Genomic DNA, 16,757 nt, shown 5'->3' with positions numbered 1-16,757 from the left:
CCCGGCGGCATGTCGCGCCGCGTTCGGCACGGGCGCGCCCAGGCTCGCGCCGTTCGACCGGCCATCACCGAGGTCCCACATGGTCAAGCTTCCCCGCTTCAAAGCCGCTGCCGTCCATGCCGCCCCCATTTTCCTGGACAAGGCGGCGACGACCGAGAAGGCGATCTCGATCCTGCGCGAGGCGGCGCGGCAGGGCGCGGAGTTCGTCGCGTTTCCCGAGACCTATATTCCCGCGTTTCCCGTGTGGGCCGCGATCTGGGCGCCGATCCAGAACCACGATCTGTTCGCCCGCATGGTGGAGGAATCCGTATTCGTCGACGGCCCGGAAGTGGAACTGCTTCGACGCGAGGCGCGCCGCCTCGGCGTGTTCGTATCGATCGGCGTCAGCGAGCGTTCGAGGGCCAGCGTCGGCTGCATCTGGAACACGAACCTCATCATCGGCGATGACGGGGCGATCCTGGTTCATCACCGCAAGCTGGTGCCCACCTTCTACGAGAAGCTGGTCTGGGCGGCGGGCGACGGCGAGGGCCTGCGCGTCGCCGACACCCGGATCGGCCGTCTCGGCACGCTGATCTGCGGCGAGAACACCAATCCCCTGGCCCGCTATGCCCTCATGGCGCAGGGCGAGCAGGTGCATGTGTCGAGCTGGCCGCCGATCTGGCCGACGCGCCCGCCCTCCGGCGGCGGCAATTTCAACAATGTGGCCGCGAACCGCATCCGGGCGAGCGCACACTCGTTCGAGGCCAAGGCCTTCGGCATCGTGACCGCCGGCTATATGGACAAGGCCATGCGCGACGCGCTCGTGGAGCGCGACCGGACGGTCGCCGCGGTCCTGGACGAGACGCCCCGTGCGGCTTCCTTCTTCGTCGCGCCCACCGGCGACCAGATCGGCGAGGTGTTGCAGGATGAGGAAGGCATTCTCTACGCCGAGCTCGACCTCGCGCGCTGCGTCGAGCCGAAGCAGTTCCACGACGTGGTCGGCTATTACAACCGCTACGACGTCTTCGACCTGAAGGTTCACCGCGTGCGCCAGGCGCCGGCGGCGTTCGTGGATGCCCCGCGCGACGGACGCGGGCAGGAGGCCGGAGCGCCGCTCGACGCGTCGTCCGCGCAGGGCGACCTCGCCCCCTCCTAGGGGGCCGGGTATTGATGCTTGCCACGGGCCTCCTCTTCTCGGGATGATGCCCGGGTCTGCAGGCGAGTCGGCGGTCCCCTTCGTGTTCAACTGGAACGATCTGACCTTCTTCCTCGAACTGGCGCGCCAGAACCGGCTGATGCCCGCGGCACGCCGGCTCAAGGTCGATCATACCACCGTGAGCCGCCGCATCTCCGAGCTGGAGAAGGATCTTGCGATCAAGCTGTTCGATCGCAAGCCGGATGGTTTCGTGCTGACCGAACAGGGCCACCGCCTGTTCGCCATCGCCGAGCGGATCGAGCAGGACGCCGCGGAGATCCAGGAAACGCTCATCGCGGCCCCCAGTTCGCCAACGGGGCGGGTCCGCGTCGCCTCCATGGAGGGGATCGGCGCCTTTTTCCTGGCGAAGGTGTTCGCCGAATTCGCCCTGAAGGAGCCCGGCATCGTTGTCGAGCTGGTCACCGAGCGCCACCTGATCAATCTGACGAAGCGGGAGGCGGACATCTCCATCGGCTTCGTGCCGCCCACCGGGCAGCGCCTGGTGGTGCGCAAGGCCGGCTGCATGCGCCTCGCCCTGTTCGCCTCCGCCGAGTATCTGGCGGCGCATGGCATGCCGCTGCAGCCGAAGGATCTCGCCGGCCACGTCTTCGTCGACTATATCGAGGATCTCGTGTCCATCCGCTCCGTGCACTGGCTGCTGGACGTGCTGGACCCGCCGGCCGTCGCCTTCCGCTCCACCAGCATGCACGCCCAGCAGAACGCGGTGGCCGCCGGCGCGGGCATCGCCCTGCTGCCGCTGTTCTCGGCCAAGTCCAACGACCGGCTGGTCCCCATACTGCCCGAGGACGTGGTGGTGATGCGCGACATCTATGTCTCGGTCCATGAGGACCTGGAATATATGACCCGCATCCGCGCGGTGATGCGCCACCTGACGCAGGTCTTCCAGCGGGAAGCCGCTTTCCTGACCGAGTTCTGAAGGCCCGAGCGCTGAAGACCCGGTCGCTGAAGACCCGGTCGCTAAGGACCGTGTTCCGAGGGGCGCGGTGGCAGATGTTGAGCGCGCTTTTGCGGCTCGGTCCCGACGCGCACCCCGACGCTATCATACTCAGGTATGAACCCGTCGCATCAGCTCTGCGGCACGATAAGTTCTAGAAATAACAATCGCTTAGGCGCATCGATCGCCGAAACCTTCCGCGCGCTTAATACCTTCGCATGAATTATCCGCCGTCACGGTGAGGGTAAATACAAGTCCGTCGCCGGGAACAACACGGGCAAGTAACTGCCTCGCTGCTCCAGTCGGCAGCCGGGCATGCCTGGCTCTCGCAACAGTCAGTCAGGAATTCAGCCATGTCCCTTCAAGTCAAACTCGCCACTCTTCTGCTCGGAGCCACTATCATGACGCAAACCGCCCATGCTGAGGACATCGCCACGGACACCCGTCTCGATCCCGCCGTTCGCTCGTTCCTGGTCGAGCTGAACAAGGACCCGAGCCCGTTCTGGAAGCTCCCGCAGCCCCAGCCGCAGGACATCCTCACCGGTCTCCAGAACAAGTCGACCGTCGATATGTCGGGCGTGACGACCACCGAACGGACGATCACGCAGGACGGCAAGACCGTGAAGATCTACATCATGAAGCCGGACCATGTGGCCGCCAAGCCAGGCATCCTGTTCTTCATGCACGGCGGCGTCTGGATCGTCGGCAACTTCAGCAACCATCAGCGCCTGCTGCGCGACCTGGTTGTCGGGTCGGGACAGATCGGCGTCTTCGTCGAATACACCCCGCTGCCGCAGGCGAAGTTCCCGACGCAGCTCGACGAATCCTATGCGGCGCTGACCTGGGCCGCCAAGCATGCCGATGAATTCGGTGCCGACGGCAGCCGCATTGCGGTTGCGGGCAACTCCGTCGGCGGCGACATGACCGCCGCGATTTCGCTCATGGCGAAGGATCGCAACGGTCCGAAGATCTCCTACCAGGTGCTGATGATCCCGGCGACCGACGCGAGCGTCGACACGGCCTCCTATCACGAATACGGTGAAGGCCACTTCCTCGCCCGTGACTTCATGAAGTATGGCTGGGACCTCTATGCTCCCGATGCCAAGACCCGCGACAATCCCTACGTTTCGCCGCTCCGCGCCAGCAACGAAGAGCTGAAGGGTCTGCCGCCGGCGCTGGTGATCACCGCCGAAAACGATCCCCTGCGGGACGAGGGCGAGGCCTACGCCCGCAAGCTCAAGGAGGCCGGCGTCGAGGTCGCCGCGGTTCGCTACAACGGTACGATCCACGACTTCGTCCTGCTGAACGCGCTGCGGCATGTGCCCTCCACTGAGGCCGCCATCCAGCAGATGACCGACGGCATCCGCGAGCACCTCTCGAAGTAAAAGGCAGGGGTGTCGCGCGGTAGCGCGGCACCCCTGACCGCATCGACACGCACACCCAATCCGACCCCAAAGCATCACTCCTGTCGTTCGTGACGACCAAGGACGGTACAGAGATTTTCTACAAGGACCGGGGCGCGAAAGCAGCGGCCTTAATTCGTCGACGCAGTAGGGCGGAACGAAGGTGTCGCGTTCGCCACGAACGAGCAGGGTCGGGCAACGGACCTCAGCCAGCTCAGGCCGCTGATCGAACGCCAAGAGCTCCTGGAAGATCGACCAGATATGCCTCGGCTCAATCGTGTCGAGCGAGCGGAGGAAGCCGCGTACGATCGCCCCGTGGGCACTCACGCCCATCAGGTCCAACAACCGGAGGGCCCAGCGCCGCGGTCCGTCGGGTTCAAGCAGGAGATTGTAGAGGTCGCGACGCATTTGGGCATCGCTGGGATTGAGATGAACGAAGGCATTGATCACCGCGATCCGATCGACCAGTTCCGGATGCCGGGCGGCCAGCATCAGGCCGGCGCGGGCTCCCTTGGAGAGACCGCAGATGGTGATCCGCTCGGCATCGAGATGCCTGCAAAGGGCGCGGATCGACTTCCAATAATCCTTGAACGCCACGTCGCGCCCGTCAGAGTGTCCATGGCCCGGCAAATCGAGCGCCACGACGCGCCGCTCCGCAGAAAATGCTTTCCGCTGCAGTATCCAATTCTCGGCGTTTCCGCCAAGGCCATGGAGAAACAGGAGGACGGGGCCTTCGCCCTCCTGTGTGTAGTGGAGCGTCCGTCCTTCGGTCACGAAGCCGGGCATATCGATCCCATCCCAGACGCCCCCAATAGGTTCCTCTCGATCAGTCTCGGGCACCGGTCAGCAAGAGAGGTTCAGCCTCGACATGCGGGAGTTCCGCGCGCAGCACTTGCGCGGGCGGCGCCGACGTCAAAGCGGCCGAATCGACGATCGGCGTTGCCGGCGGATTGGTCATCAACAGGCGCAGTAGTTCGGGCCGCGAGAAATGGCCAACCGAATCCATCACGCGTTTGCGCATCAGGTTCTGCTTGAGATCGAGATCGGCGATGAGAATTCCTTCGCCCGATCTCAGCGGCGGGACGACGTGGCGTCCCTCGGGATCGATGATCGCGGTCATCGAGCCACCGCGGATCATGTCGGCGGCGCCATGCTCGCCGGAGATCTGAACGACCTGCTCTTCGCTCAGCCAGGCGGTCGCGTTGACCACGAAGCAACCGCTCTCCAATGCGTGGTTACGCATCTGTGTCTCAGTCTGATCGGCAAAGGTCGGACCGAACAGTGAGCCCGGATATTGGGAGACATGGATTTCCTCATGCTGGGCCATGAGCGCGTAGCGGGCGAGCGGGTTGTAGTGTTCCCAGCAGATCAGACCGCCGACGCGGCCGACGGCGGTCTCGACGACCTGTAGCGTCGAGCCATCGCCGACGCCCCAGATCATCCGCTCGTGATAGGCCGGCGAGATCTTGCGGTGCTTGAGCCGCAGTGAGCCATCGGCGTCGATGATGACCAGGCTGTTGTAAAGCGTCCCGTGATCACGCTCATTCACGCCCACGGTGATGACGACGTGATGCTTGCGCGCCGCTGCTGCAAGAGCATCTGACCTGCGCCCCTGATCCTCCTCCAGATTTAGGTAGAGTCCGTCGACACGGAGACGGACGATGCGTGCCTCACGGTTCACAGAGGAACAGATCATTGGGATGCTGAAGGAGCAGGAGGCGGGCGCGAAGACCGCTGACGTTTGCCGCAAGCACGGCATCTCCCCGGCCACCTTCTACAAGTTCAAGGCCAAGTACGGCGGCATGGATGTGTCCGATGCCCGGCGGCTGAAGGCGCTCGAGGATGAGAACGCCCGCCTGAAGAAGCTGCTCGCCGAGCAGATGCTCGACAACGCCATCCTGAAGGATGTCGCCGCAAAAAAATGGTGACGCCCGATGCACGGCGTCAAGCCGTGGCCCACGCCTGTGCCGCGCACGGGGTGAGCCAGCGTCGGGCGTGCAAGGCCCTGGGCGTCGATCGCACCAGCGTGCGCTACCGAAGTGTGCGTCGCGACGATGCAAGTCTGCGGGAGGCCATGAAGGCCGTGGCCGGTGAGCGCCGCCGGTTCGGCTACCGGCGGATCCATGTCATGCTGAGGCGCCAGGGCATTGTCGTGAACCACAAGAAGCTGCGCCGGCTCTACCGGGAGGAGAAGCTCCAGGTGCGCCGGCGCGGGGGACGCAAGCGGGCGCTCGGCACAAGGCGTCCTATCCTGGTGCCGGATCGGATCAATGTCCGCTGGAGCCTCGACTTCGTGTCGGATGCCTTCACGGATGGCCGCCGCTTCCGGGTGCTGGCGGTTGTCGACGACTTCAGCCGGGAATGCCTGGCGCTGGTCGCCGACACCTCGCTCTCGGGCCTTCGGGTGACGCGCGAGCTCGACGCGCTGCTCGCCATCCGGGGCAGGCCTGCGACCATCGTTTCCGACAACGGAACGGAACTGACCTCGATGGCCGTTCTTAAATGGTGCCAGCAGAGCGGCGTCGAATGGCACTACATCGCTCCCGGTAAGCCGATGCAGAACGGTTTCGTCGAGAGCTTCAACGGTCGCTTCCGGGACGAATGCCTGAACGAGACCCTGTTCTCGAGCCTGGGCCAAGCCCGTGCCGCCATCGCCACATGGAAGGAGGACTACAACCTGAACCGCCCTCATTCAGCTCTCGGCAATCGGTCCCCGACCAAGTTCGCCGCAACAATGGCACTGGAAACCCAGGCCGCATGAGGCCAATAATCAACCCTCGGACTCTCGCCTAAACCGGAGGAGAAAAGGGGCTCAGGTCATCCATGCTGCCGTTCGCACTCGCGATGCTTCTCTTCCCGCATGTGGGACGACTGCTCGGTGGCCGGTTCACATCCAGAGGCATCCTCTCACTCGGCCTCGTGCTGGTCGGGATCGGCAATGCCGTGACGGCCTTCGGAGCCCATCTGGGTGCTTGGTCGACCGTCATGACCGGCATGCTGGTGCTGGGCAGCGGCGGCGGTCTTCTCAACGGCGAAACACAGAAGGCGATCATGAGCGTCGTTCCTCGGGAACGCGCCGGTATGGCGTCCGGCATCAGCACGACATCGCGGTTCTCTGGCATCCTCCTGGGTTTTGCGATGCTTAGCGGCATCCTCGCCACTGTGGTTCGCCGCCAGTTTCCCGATCGGAGCGCAGCATTCGGCGACGCCGTCGTCGCTGGCGATCTCCCGAATGCGGTGGCGGGACTGACCGGGTCAGCGCGTGACACCGCGATCGAACAAGCAAGAACGGCGTTCTCGCACGGCTTCTCGACGGCGCTACTGGTTGTAGCGGTTTTCGCCCTGGTCTCTTCGCTAGCGATCAACCGACTGATGCGCGACCCGAAGCATCTATAAGGGCTCCATTTACGGTCGAGAACCGGACAATGGTCTGGCAATAGCAAGAATATGAAACGCCCACGCCGATTTCAGCGAACGCAACAGTTGCTCGCCGCATACGACTCGTCGTCTGGGCTCTATTTCGATGCCTGACGTCGCCCTGGATCTTCGCTTTCTTCGTCATGCCATGGCGGTGGCAAATACAGGAAGCTTCCGGCAAGCGGCGCTAACACTCGGTGTTCCTCAGACCTCGGTAAGCCGTCGGATAAATATGCTGGAGCATCGTCTCGGCTTTTCTCTATTTGAGAGGTCGCGGAACGGAGTGCTTCTCACCCGCGCCGGCGAGCGCTTCTTGTCCGAAGCAGCAAAGGGAATTAACCACTTTGATCGCGCCGTGCAGTTGGCTGCATCCGCTAGCGACGGCGAGCGTGGCGCGATCCATCTCGGGATCATCGCCTCCCTCAATTCAGGCTATCTCCGAGAACTCCTCGCCCTGTTCAGACGAAAGCATGGGGATGTCGACGTGGTGGTTCATGAAGCCACCCCGCAGGAGAACTTGCATTCGATGATTGTGGGCGATCTCGACGTCGCGTTTGCGACGGGCGTGCCCGACGTCCCTGGGTATCTTACTGAACTGTTTTGGACGGAGCAGGTCTGCGTTGCCATGCCGCGCGATCACCCGCTTGCTGACCACGCTGAAATTGGATGGGACGACATTCGCAATGAGCGCTTCGTTGTCAGCGATGGAGGCGCCGGGCCGGAGATTCATGACTACCTCGTCAAGCGACTCAGCGGACTGGGCTTTCGTCCTAACGTGAGCATCCAGCCCGTCGGCCGAGAAAGCCTGCTGAATCTCGTCGGGATAGGCTACGGGTTAAGCTTGGTTAGCACATCGTCGCTAGGAACGCCGGCGGCCGATGTGATTATTCGGCCGATCAATGACAATAAGGAATTCCTCGAATCCAGTGCGATTTGGTCGTCGCGGAATTCGAATCCCGCACTACACAGACTCATCGCCGTGGCCCGCGCTATGCGAAACATCAAGGTGGCACGGATGAACGGAGCGGCATTCCTGTTGCTCGTCGCTTGGACAGGAATCTTGGCTGACCAGCCGCAGCAGATCTTCGACATGCTGGCTTGATCGTCGCCCCACGCGATCCTTTCGGAAGCCTTGCTCCAATGCAGTGGCCGACAGTGCGTTGAGAGCAGCTAGTGACGGTTTAGCAAAATGATCGCTCAGAAAATTCGACGGCTCTGAGACGCACCCTCTTCGTCGGTCAGAGGATGAATCAAAGTGTGAGCGCCTTCACACGAAAATGGCGCACCCGACACGATTCGAACGTGTGGCCTCCACCTTCGGAGGGTGGCGCTCTATCCAGCTGAGCTACGGGTGCCTGTTGCTTACGCAGTGCTTACGCGAAATTTTTGCGAGTGTGAAGCTGTGAAGGTCGATCTCGCAAAGTCCTGTATTCTAAGTGCTTTTCGAACTCCTTGTTTCCATAGCCTCACTTGACACGCGCCTTCGGAGGGCAGCGCTCTATCCAGCTGAGCTACGGGTGCTTGCACAGAGGGGAAATGCTCTAACCCATCCCCTGGCGATTGACAATCGTCGGGGGCGCCGGGCGGCGCCTTGTGCACATGGCCGATGGGCGCGCGGGAGGGCGTTCACCCGGGCAGGCTCAGCCGGCAGGCCCCCGGCAGGGGGACCGCACAGGCACGTGGGGAGCGGGAACAGGCGCGCGGGCACAGGGGCGCGGGCGCGCCCGGCCGCGGCGGAAAGTGGAGGCGAGCGGCGCGTGCGCCGCCGTTATCGCGGCGGGCTGGAAGGGGCGTTGCTCCATTCCTGCGCCTCGGCGGTGCCGGTGCGCGAGTCATAGAGGCAGGCGAAGGTCGCGGCCTGGTTCTTCATGTGCGGCTGCGGCCAGTGGCCCTTCACAAGCACCAGAACATGGGCGGCGAACATCACAGGCGCGCCTTCCACACGGGCCTTCGCGAGCCCGCTCGCCGCAAGGCAGGCCGTGCGCGCCTTGCCCTCCAACTCGGCCCAGGCCGCCGGCGAGGACGCGTGCGCCGGGGGCGCGACCAGAGCCAGCAGCGCGGCAAGGAAAGGCAAGGAGGCAAGGACAGGCAGGACGGCAGCTCGCCGAGCGGCAGAGCCTTGGGCGGCCGCGCCAAGCAAACGAACGGATGTCATGCGCGCGCATCCTCCAGGATCATGGCGGCCCCCTTCTCGCCGATCATGATGGCCGGGGAATTGGTGTTTCCGGAGGTAATGGTGGGCATGATGGAGGCATCCACCACCCGCAGCCCGTCGATGCCGATCACCCGCAGCCGCGCATCCACCACCGCCATGGGGTCGGAGGGCAGGCCCATCTTCGCCGTGCCCACAGGGTGGAAGATGGTGGTGCCCACATTGCCGGCCGCCGTCGCAAGCGAGGCGTCATCGTCCCCCACCGCCGGACCGGGCAGGATCTCTTCCGGCCGATAGGGCGCGAGCGCCGGGCGCGACACGATGCGGCGGGCGACGCGGATCGATTGCGCCGCCACCGTGCGGTCCTCCTCGGTGGAAAGATAATGCGGCTGGATCGCCGGCGCGGTCGCGGCATCCGCCGTCTTGAGGCGGATCGTGCCGCGCGAGGTGGGGCGCAGGTTGCACACGCTCATGGTGAAGGCGGGGAAGCGGTGCAGCGGGTCGCCGAACTTGTCGAGCGAGAGCGGCTGCACGTGGAATTCCAGGTTCGCCCGGTCCTGCGTCGCATCCGAGCGGGTGAAGATGCCGAGCTGGGACGGCGCCATGGTCAGCGGCCCGCGCCGCAGGAAGGCATATTCCAGCCCCATGCCCGCGCGCCCGACCAGCGAATGGTAGCGCTCGTTCAGCGTGCCGATGCCGGAGACCTTGAACACCAGGCGCAATTGCAGATGGTCCTGAAGGTTGGAGCCGACGCCGGGCTTGTCCAGCACGGTCGCGATGCCGTTCGCCTGGAGGTGCTCGCCCGGCCCGATGCCGGAGAGCATGAGCACCTGCGGCGAGCCGAGCGCGCCGGCGCACAGCACCACCTCGCGCCGGGCGGTCAGGGTGCGCTGCCCTTGCGGGGTGCGCAGCACGATGCCGGTGGCGCGATTGTCCTCGATACGCACCTTCTCCACATGGCCGGCGGTGATGAGATCGAGGTTGCGCCGTGACAGCACCGGCTTCAGGAAGCCGCGCGCCGCGCTCCACCGCAGGCCGCGCTTCTGGTTCACGTGGAAATAGCAGGAGCCTTCGTTGTCGCCGGTATTGAAATCCGGGATGGCGGCGATGCCGTCCTGCGCCGCCGCGTCGCGCACTTTGTCGAGAAGCGGCCAGGTGATGCGCGGAAACTCGACATGCCATTCCCCGCCTGTCGCATGATGGGCATTGGGGCCGAGGAAATGGTCCTCGTGCTTCTTGTAGAGCGGCAGCACATCGTCCCAGCCCCAGCCGGGCAGGCCGAGCTGGCGCCAATGGTCGTAATCGGCCGCCTGCCCGCGCATGTAGATCATGGCATTGATGGCCGAGCAGCCGCCGATGGTCTTGCCGCGCGGATAGGAGAGCACGCGCCCGTTCAGCCCGGCCTCGGGCTCGGTCTTGAAGCACCAGTCCGCGCGCGGATTGCCGATGGCGAACAGATAGCCCACCGGAATGTGGAACCAGATCCAGTCGTCCTTGCCGCCGGCCTCGACGATGGCGACTCGCACATTGGGGTCCGCCGAGAGGCGGTTCGCGACCACGCAGCCCGCCGATCCGGCGCCCACAACGATATAATCATACGTATCCGCGCCCGTATCCGGACGTCCCGGCGCCACCATGGCGATCCCTCCCGCTTTTGTTGGAACGGACTTTGGCGGTGCGGCGCCCGCCCCGCAAGGGCGGCCTCCTGCGCCTTTGGCATGCCCCCGCCGGGTCCGTGCACCAGACCCGTGCCCCCAAAGATGTATGCCGCCCCGGCGGCGTCAGGTGACTTCGCGCGGAGTGGCTCCGCCCTGAGTTCCGCGCAGAAGACCGCGCGACGCTTTCGCGCAGCGCACTGCGGACCGTCTTTTGCATGAATGTCGGGGCCGCGAGGGTTCTTGCGAACTATTCGCAATAAAGTTGACAGACCCCGGGAAGGAGGTCAGGATAATGCAACTCATTCGCAATCGCATGGTCCGGCGCCTGTCGGGCCGGTGTGTCGAACGAAGCTTCCTCGGCGCGCGCGGCGCGCGCTTCTCTTCATCCGCTGCGCGGTGGCATCATGCTTGATCATTCACGACAGGCGGGTTTGAACGGCTGGCGTCGCGAGCGGGGCGATCCCTCGCTGTCGGATGTGCACGGCACCATCGATGTCACCAAGCGCCGGGGCTTCGCGCGCCTGTTCGCCTTCCTCGGGCCGGGCTATCTGGTCGCCACCGGCTATATGGACCCCGGCAATTGGGCGACCTCCCTCGCCGGCGGCTCGCGCTTCGGCTATGCGCTGCTCACGGTGGCGCTGCTCTCCAATCTCATCGCCATCCTGCTCCAGGCGCTGTGCTCGCGGCTCGGCGTCGCCACCGGCCGCGATCTCGCCCAGGCCTGCCGCGACAGCTTCCCCCGCCCGGTCGCCTATGTGCTGTGGGCGCTCGCCGAGGCGGCGATCTGCGCCACCGACCTTGCGGAAGTGATCGGCACCGCCATCGGGCTCAATCTGCTGTTCGGCATTCCGCTGGAAATCGGCGTCATCATCACCGCGCTGGACGTGTTCCTCATCCTGTGGCTGCAAAAGCTCGGCTTCCGCTTCGTGGAGGCGCTGGTGGTGGGGCTGCTGGGCGTGATCGCCGCCTGCTTCGGCGTGCAGATCGCCTTGGCCGATCCCAATTGGGGCGAGGTGATCCGCGGGTTTGCGCCGACGACGGAAATCATCACCAATCCCGACATGCTCTATCTCGCGCTCGGCATCCTCGGCGCGACGGTGATGCCGCACAATCTCTACCTGCACTCGGCGATCGTGCAGACCCGCAAGCACGACGGGACCGAAAGCGGCATCCGCCAGGCGATCCGCTATGCGACCTGGGATTCCACCTTCGCGCTCATGTTCGCGCTCACCATCAATGCCTCGATCCTCATCCTCGCAGCGGCCGCCTTCCACGGCCAGGGTGGGGAAGTGGCGGACCTCGGCAAGGCGCACGAACTGCTGAACCCGCTGCTCGGCAGCGCGCTTGCCCCCACCCTGTTCGCGGTGGCGCTTTTGTGCTGCGGGCTGAATTCCACCGTCACCGCCACCATCGCCGGGCAGGCGGTGATGGAAGGGTTCCTCCACATCCGCCTCGAACCCTGGCTGCGGCGGCTGATCACCCGCTGTATCGCCATCGTGCCGGCGGCGGCGGTCACCATCGCCTATGGGGAGACCGGCGCCTCGTCCCTGCTGATCCTGAGCCAAGTGGTGCTGTCGCTGCAATTGCCGTTCGCCATCGTGCCGCTGGTCATGTTCACGGGCGACAAGCGCAAGATGGGCGTGTTCGTCGCGCCCCGCTGGCAGACCTTCCTGGCGGCGGCGGCGGGCCTGCTGGTGATCTCGCTCAACGTCAAGCTGCTGGTGGATTTCTTCACCGGCGCATGACGGATCGCGGGGCAGCCTGTGGTTCCGCCGGGCTGGAGCGCGAGACGTATCGAGATCTCACACGGAAAACCCCCCTGCGTATCCCGGTCCAGCGACGGCGAAGCCGGAACGCAGGGCCGGGACCCAGGATAAAATTCGGCACAGCCGGCGGACGCGCAACGCGCCTTCGGGTTTGAAGCGCCTCCGGCTGTTTATTGCGCTGGACCCCGGCTCTGCGTTCCACGCCTGCGGCGTTCCACTGGGCCGGGGCGCGAGAGTCCCCCTTCCGCGAAGACGCTCACCCCGCCCGCGCCACCACCTCCGCCTCGTCCTGCAAGGCGGTGATCAGCGACATGAAGCGCTCGCCCTGCACCAGCACATGGTCGCGAAGCTCCTGGGCGGCGGCGTCTCCATCGCCCGCCAGAAGCGCCGAAAGGATCGCCTCATGCTCGGCGAACGAAGCGTCCATGCGGCGCGGCACGCGCAATTGCAGGCGCCGGTAGGGTTGCAGACGCCGCTGGAGGCGGAGCGCCTCCGCCGCCAGCACGCGATTTCCCGTGGCGGCGTAGATGGCGGCGTGAAAGGCCGCATTGGTGGGATAATAAGCTTCCGGATCGCAGGCGCGCACCGCGTCCGCGCAGGCGTGATGGGCGCTCTCAAGGGCGGCGCGGTCCTCCTCCCCCATGCGCCGGGCGGCGAGGCGGGCGCAGGCGGCCTCGATCTCCGCCATCAGCTCGAAGGATTCAATCAGCTCGCGCGGCCCGAGCAGCAGCACGAAGGCGCCGCGCCGGGGTCGGATTTCCACCAGCCCCGAAGAGGCGAGCTGGATCAGCGCCTCGCGGATCGGCGTGCGCGAGACGTTGAAGCGCTCGGCGAGGCTCACCTCGTCCAGCCGCTGGCCCGGCCGCAGCCGGCCGGCGACGATGTCGTCCTCCAGTGCTTCCCGCAAACGTGGTGTCGCCTCGCCCCGCACGATCGGCCTCCCGCGATGATGCGGCGAGTTTAGCAGGCGATAAAAATGCAGCCAGTCAAATCTTGCATACAAGATCATTGACAGGAAATGCAGGGCGGGTTTTCATACCGGCGCCATTCAGGAAGGTCGCCGATGCCCGAACCGCTGGCCCCGAAGCTACCGGCCGCGAAGCCCCCGGCCTTCGTACGCCTGCGCGCTCCGCGCCGGGACGGACAGCGGCCGGCGGATGCGACCGGCGGGCGCCGGCGGGGCGGGCAAAGCCCTTTCGCTGCGTCAAACATTTTCGCGCGCCGCGCCCGCCCCCTTGCCAGGAAGGGCCGCGCCCTGTGTCATGGGCGGCGACCTTGCATTGCGGGAAGGCGGCCATGAGTTCCAATACCTCGTTCTTCGGCGACCTGCTGACGACCATCGCGGAACGCGGGCGCGCGCTGCTGGACCGCTCCACCCGCACCAGCGGCGCCACCCGCGCCGCGACCCTGATCGACCGCTGCGAGGACCTGCTGTCCGGCCGCGGCGAAGCCTCCGGCGTGGCGCTGGCCACCGATATTCTCGACCGCTATTCCCGCATGAAGAGCGGCGAGCGCATCGCCCTGTTCGAGGCGCTGCTGACCACCTTCGGGCCGGACAAGGCGAAGCTCGATCAAGCCATCGCCGCCTATGGGCAGGCCGGCGACAAGACCGATGCGGCCGAGGCCGCGATCGCCGCCATCCACCGCGCCAGCGAGCCGCGCCGGCAGGAATTGTTCCGCCGCTTCAACATGGCCGCCGGCGCCACGGCGAGCCTCGTGCGCATGCGCGAGCATCTGATGGACGCCATGGTCCACCGCCGGGACCTCGCCCCGGTGGACCGCGATTTCGGCCATCTCTTCTCCTCCTGGTTCAATCGGGGGTTCCTGGTGCTGCGCCGTATCGACTGGTCCACGCCCGCGAACGTGCTGGAAAAGATCATCCGCTACGAGGCGGTGCACGAGATCAAGGATTGGAACGACCTGCGCGCCCGCGTCGATGCCCCGGACCGGCGCTGCTACGCCTTCTTCCACCCGGCCATGGTGGACGAGCCGCTGATCTTCGTGGAAGTCGCGCTGATGAAGGAGCCGGCGGCCGCCATCGCGCCGATCCTGGACCCCGAGCGCGGCCCGCCGCTCGATCCCGCCACCGCGACCACGGCGGTGTTCTATTCCATCTCCAACTGCCAGCGCGGCCTTGCGGGCGTGAGCTTCGGCAATTTCCTGATCAAGCAGGTGGTCGAGGAAATCTCCCGCGAGATGCCTTCCCTCACCACCTTCGTCACGCTCTCGCCCACCCCCACCTTCCGCGGCTGGCTCGACGGCGAGATCCGCAACGAGGACAGCCCCCTTCTCACCCCCGCCGATCGCACCACGCTCAAGCTGCTGGAAACCCCGGACTGGCAGGAGCGCGACGATGTCCGCGCCGAGCTGACGCCGGTGATCTGCGCCATGGCGGCGCAGTATTTCCTCGTCGCCAAGACCGCCAAGGGGCGCCCGGTGGACCCGGTGGCGCGCTTCCATCTCGGCAATGGCGCGCGGCTGGAGCGCATCAATCCCATGGGCGACCTCTCGCCCAAGGGCATCGCCCAGGCCGCCGGCCTGATGGTGAATTATCGCTACGTGCTGGCCGACATCGAGAAGAACCACGAAGCCTTCGCCGGCAAGGGCGAGGTGGTGGCGAGCCCGGCCGTCAAGAAACTCCTGCGGGGCGAAGTCGCCTCGCGTTCCCTGGTGCCTGTGCCATGACCCAAACCAATCATCTCTTCTCCGCCATGCGGGCCGCGGTGCCGGCCCTGGAAACGCCGCTCGTGCTGCATCCCGACGGGGCGGTGGAAACCTATGCCGACGCCTTCGCCCTCTCCGCCCGCATGGCGAACCTTTTGGTCGCGCTCGGGGTGAAGCCGGGCGACCGGGTGGCGGTGCAGGTGGAGAAGTCCTGGCCGGCGCTGGCGCTCTATCTCGCAGCGGTGCGCGCGGGCGCGGTCTATCTGCCGCTCAATACGGCCTATACGCTGGCGGAGCTGTCCTATTTCCTCTCCGATGCCGAGCCGACCGTGGTGGTGTGCCGGCCGGAGATCGAAGCCGACGTGCGCGCGCTCGCCGCCGGCCTCGGCGTGCCGCAGGTGGAGACGCTGGGCGCGGACGGCATCGGCTCGCTCACCGTGAAGGCGCAGGATTATCCCGGCACGTTCGAGGACGTGGCGCGCGGCCCGGACGACCTTGCCGGCATCCTCTACACCTCGGGCACGACCGGCCGCGCCAAGGGCGCCATGCTGAGCCACGACAACCTGCTCTCCAACGCCGTCACGCTGCGGGATTATTGGCGCTTCACGGCGGACGACGTGCTGATCCATGCGCTGCCGCTGTTCCACACGCACGGCCTGTTCGTGGCGAGCAACATCATCCTGCTCGCCGGCGCCCGCATGATCTTCTGCCCGAAGTTCGACGCCGCCCAGACGCTGCGCCTGATGCCGAAGGCCACCTGCCTGATGGGGGTGCCCACCTTCTACACCCGCCTGCTGGACCAGGAGGGCCTGACGCGGGAGGCGACCGCCCACATGCGCCTGTTCGTCTCCGGCTCCGCCCCGCTGCTCGCCGAGACCCATCGCGCCTTCGCCGAGCGCACCGGCCAGGCGATCCTGGAGCGCTACGGCATGACCGAGACCGGGATGAACACCTCCAATCCCTACGACGGCGAGCGGCGCGCCGGCACGGTGGGCTTCCCCCTGCCGGGCGTCGAGATCCGCATCACCGATCCGGAAAGCGGCAAGGTGCTGGCGGCGGACGAGATCGGCGCCATCGAGGTCAAGGGGCCGAACGTGTTCAAGGGCTATTGGAAGCTGCCGGAGAAGACCGCCAGCGAGTTCCACGACGGCTTCTTCATCACCGGCGATCTCGGCAAGATCGACGCGGGCGGCTATGTGCACATCGTCGGGCGCGGCAAGGATCTCGTCATCACCGGCGGCTTCAACGTCTATCCCAAGGAAGTGGAAGGCGAGATCGACGCCCTGCCGGGGGTGGTGGAGAGCGCGGTCATCGGCGTGCCGCACAAGGATTTCGGCGAGGGGGTGACGGCGGTGGTCGTGCGCGCCGCCGGGGCCAGGATCGGCGAGGCCGATATCCACGCCGCGCTGGAAGACCGGCTCGCGAAGTTCAAGCTGCCCAAGCGCATCATCTTCGTCGATGACCTGCCCCGCAACACCATGGGCAAGGTGCAGAAGAACGTGCTGAGAGACACCTACAAGGACATTTACCGCAGCAACGTCGCCTGAGCGGCGCGCTGCCCCCGGCCT

General features: G+C 65.8%; 13 protein-coding genes, 1 tRNA gene and 1 pseudogene. 9 read left to right on the top strand and 6 right to left on the bottom strand.

The window, feature by feature from the left end; genetic code table 11:
* Positions 1-79 precede the first annotated feature (79 nt).
* The 3 genes from V5F84_RS09110 (at position 80) to V5F84_RS09100 (ending at position 3,514) form a co-directional block, all read left to right on the top strand.
* Positions 80-1,135 carry a carbon-nitrogen hydrolase family protein gene (locus V5F84_RS09110; RefSeq protein WP_394046393.1) on the top strand — a complete coding sequence of 352 codons (1,056 nt, stop codon included), beginning with the start codon at positions 80-82 and terminating at the stop codon, positions 1,133-1,135.
* Between the two features lie 82 nt (positions 1,136-1,217).
* Positions 1,218-2,111: a LysR family transcriptional regulator gene (locus tag V5F84_RS09105; protein ID WP_394046463.1), complete on the top strand. Its 894-nt coding sequence runs from the start codon at positions 1,218-1,220 to the stop codon at positions 2,109-2,111.
* A gap of 419 nt (positions 2,112-2,530) precedes the next feature.
* Positions 2,531-3,514 carry an alpha/beta hydrolase gene (locus V5F84_RS09100; protein ID WP_394046391.1) on the top strand — a complete coding sequence of 328 codons (984 nt, stop codon included), beginning with the start codon at positions 2,531-2,533 and terminating at the stop codon, positions 3,512-3,514.
* 207 nt (positions 3,515-3,721) lie between these two features.
* On the opposite strand, the pseudogene V5F84_RS09095 reads toward V5F84_RS09100, so the two are convergent.
* Both V5F84_RS09095 and V5F84_RS09090 read right to left on the bottom strand, forming a co-directional pair.
* Positions 3,722-4,318, bottom strand: a pseudogene (locus V5F84_RS09095) (alpha/beta fold hydrolase); the annotation flags it as partial.
* 40 nt (positions 4,319-4,358) lie between these two features.
* On the bottom strand, positions 4,359-5,159 hold the full coding sequence (locus tag V5F84_RS09090) for a nitrilase-related carbon-nitrogen hydrolase (protein ID WP_509277204.1): 801 nt from the start codon (positions 5,157-5,159) through the stop codon (positions 4,359-4,361).
* 34 nt (positions 5,160-5,193) lie between these two features.
* Between V5F84_RS09090 and V5F84_RS09085 the strand changes: the two genes are divergently transcribed.
* From V5F84_RS09085 to V5F84_RS09075, 3 genes are all read left to right on the top strand, one after another.
* Positions 5,194-6,293, top strand: a protein-coding gene (locus V5F84_RS09085; protein WP_509277155.1) for an IS3 family transposase whose coding sequence is annotated in 2 segments (ribosomal slippage) — positions 5,194-5,455 and positions 5,455-6,293 — 1,101 coding nt in all. Because the reading frame shifts where the segments join, the coding sequence is not laid out codon by codon here.
* 62 nt (positions 6,294-6,355) lie between these two features.
* Positions 6,356-6,928, top strand: coding sequence for an MFS transporter (locus tag V5F84_RS09080; RefSeq protein ID WP_509277191.1), 573 nt, complete (start codon positions 6,356-6,358; stop codon positions 6,926-6,928).
* 127 nt (positions 6,929-7,055) lie between these two features.
* Entirely contained in the window at positions 7,056-8,051 is a 996-nt protein-coding gene (locus V5F84_RS09075) for a LysR family transcriptional regulator (RefSeq protein WP_394046855.1), read from the top strand.
* Between the two features lie 176 nt (positions 8,052-8,227).
* Here the strand turns inward: V5F84_RS09075 and V5F84_RS09070 are convergent.
* The 3 genes from V5F84_RS09070 to V5F84_RS09060 all read right to left on the bottom strand — a co-directional run bounded on the left by V5F84_RS09070 (position 8,228) and on the right by V5F84_RS09060 (position 10,738).
* A tRNA-Arg gene (locus V5F84_RS09070) sits at positions 8,228-8,304 on the bottom strand.
* A gap of 413 nt (positions 8,305-8,717) precedes the next feature.
* The gene (locus V5F84_RS09065) at positions 8,718-9,023 is read right to left on the bottom strand and encodes a hypothetical protein (RefSeq protein ID WP_394046857.1); all 306 of its coding nucleotides are present in this window, start codon (positions 9,021-9,023) and stop codon (positions 8,718-8,720) included.
* Positions 9,024-9,100: 77 nt separating this feature from the next.
* A complete protein-coding gene (locus tag V5F84_RS09060; RefSeq protein ID WP_394046862.1) occupies positions 9,101-10,738 on the bottom strand; it encodes a GMC family oxidoreductase in 1,638 nt (545 codons plus the stop codon).
* 425 nt (positions 10,739-11,163) lie between these two features.
* Here V5F84_RS09060 and V5F84_RS09055 point away from each other — a divergent pair, with 425 nt between their 5' ends.
* Positions 11,164-12,504 (top strand): Nramp family divalent metal transporter, encoded by a 1,341-nt coding sequence (locus V5F84_RS09055; RefSeq protein WP_394046864.1) that lies wholly within the window; start codon positions 11,164-11,166, stop codon positions 12,502-12,504.
* A gap of 277 nt (positions 12,505-12,781) precedes the next feature.
* Here the strand turns inward: V5F84_RS09055 and V5F84_RS09050 are convergent, their stop codons facing one another.
* Positions 12,782-13,456, bottom strand: a complete 675-nt coding sequence (locus V5F84_RS09050; RefSeq protein WP_394046866.1) for a GntR family transcriptional regulator — start codon at positions 13,454-13,456, stop codon at positions 12,782-12,784.
* 365 nt (positions 13,457-13,821) lie between these two features.
* Here V5F84_RS09050 and V5F84_RS09045 point away from each other — a divergent pair, with 365 nt between their 5' ends.
* Both V5F84_RS09045 and V5F84_RS09040 read left to right on the top strand, forming a co-directional pair.
* Positions 13,822-15,210 (top strand): malonyl-CoA decarboxylase, encoded by a 1,389-nt coding sequence (locus tag V5F84_RS09045; RefSeq protein WP_394046868.1) that lies wholly within the window; start codon positions 13,822-13,824, stop codon positions 15,208-15,210.
* Positions 15,207-16,736, top strand: coding sequence for a malonate--CoA ligase (locus tag V5F84_RS09040; protein ID WP_394046870.1), 1,530 nt, complete (start codon positions 15,207-15,209; stop codon positions 16,734-16,736). Before V5F84_RS09045 ends, V5F84_RS09040 begins: the two co-directional genes overlap by 4 nt.
* The last annotated feature ends 21 nt before the right edge of the window (positions 16,737-16,757 follow it).

Origin of the sequence: Roseixanthobacter liquoris, from assembly GCF_043195135.2 — a bacterium.
GTDB lineage: Bacteria > Pseudomonadota > Alphaproteobacteria > Rhizobiales > Xanthobacteraceae > NCEH01.
This window is presented reverse-complemented; position numbering and strand designations above follow the sequence as displayed.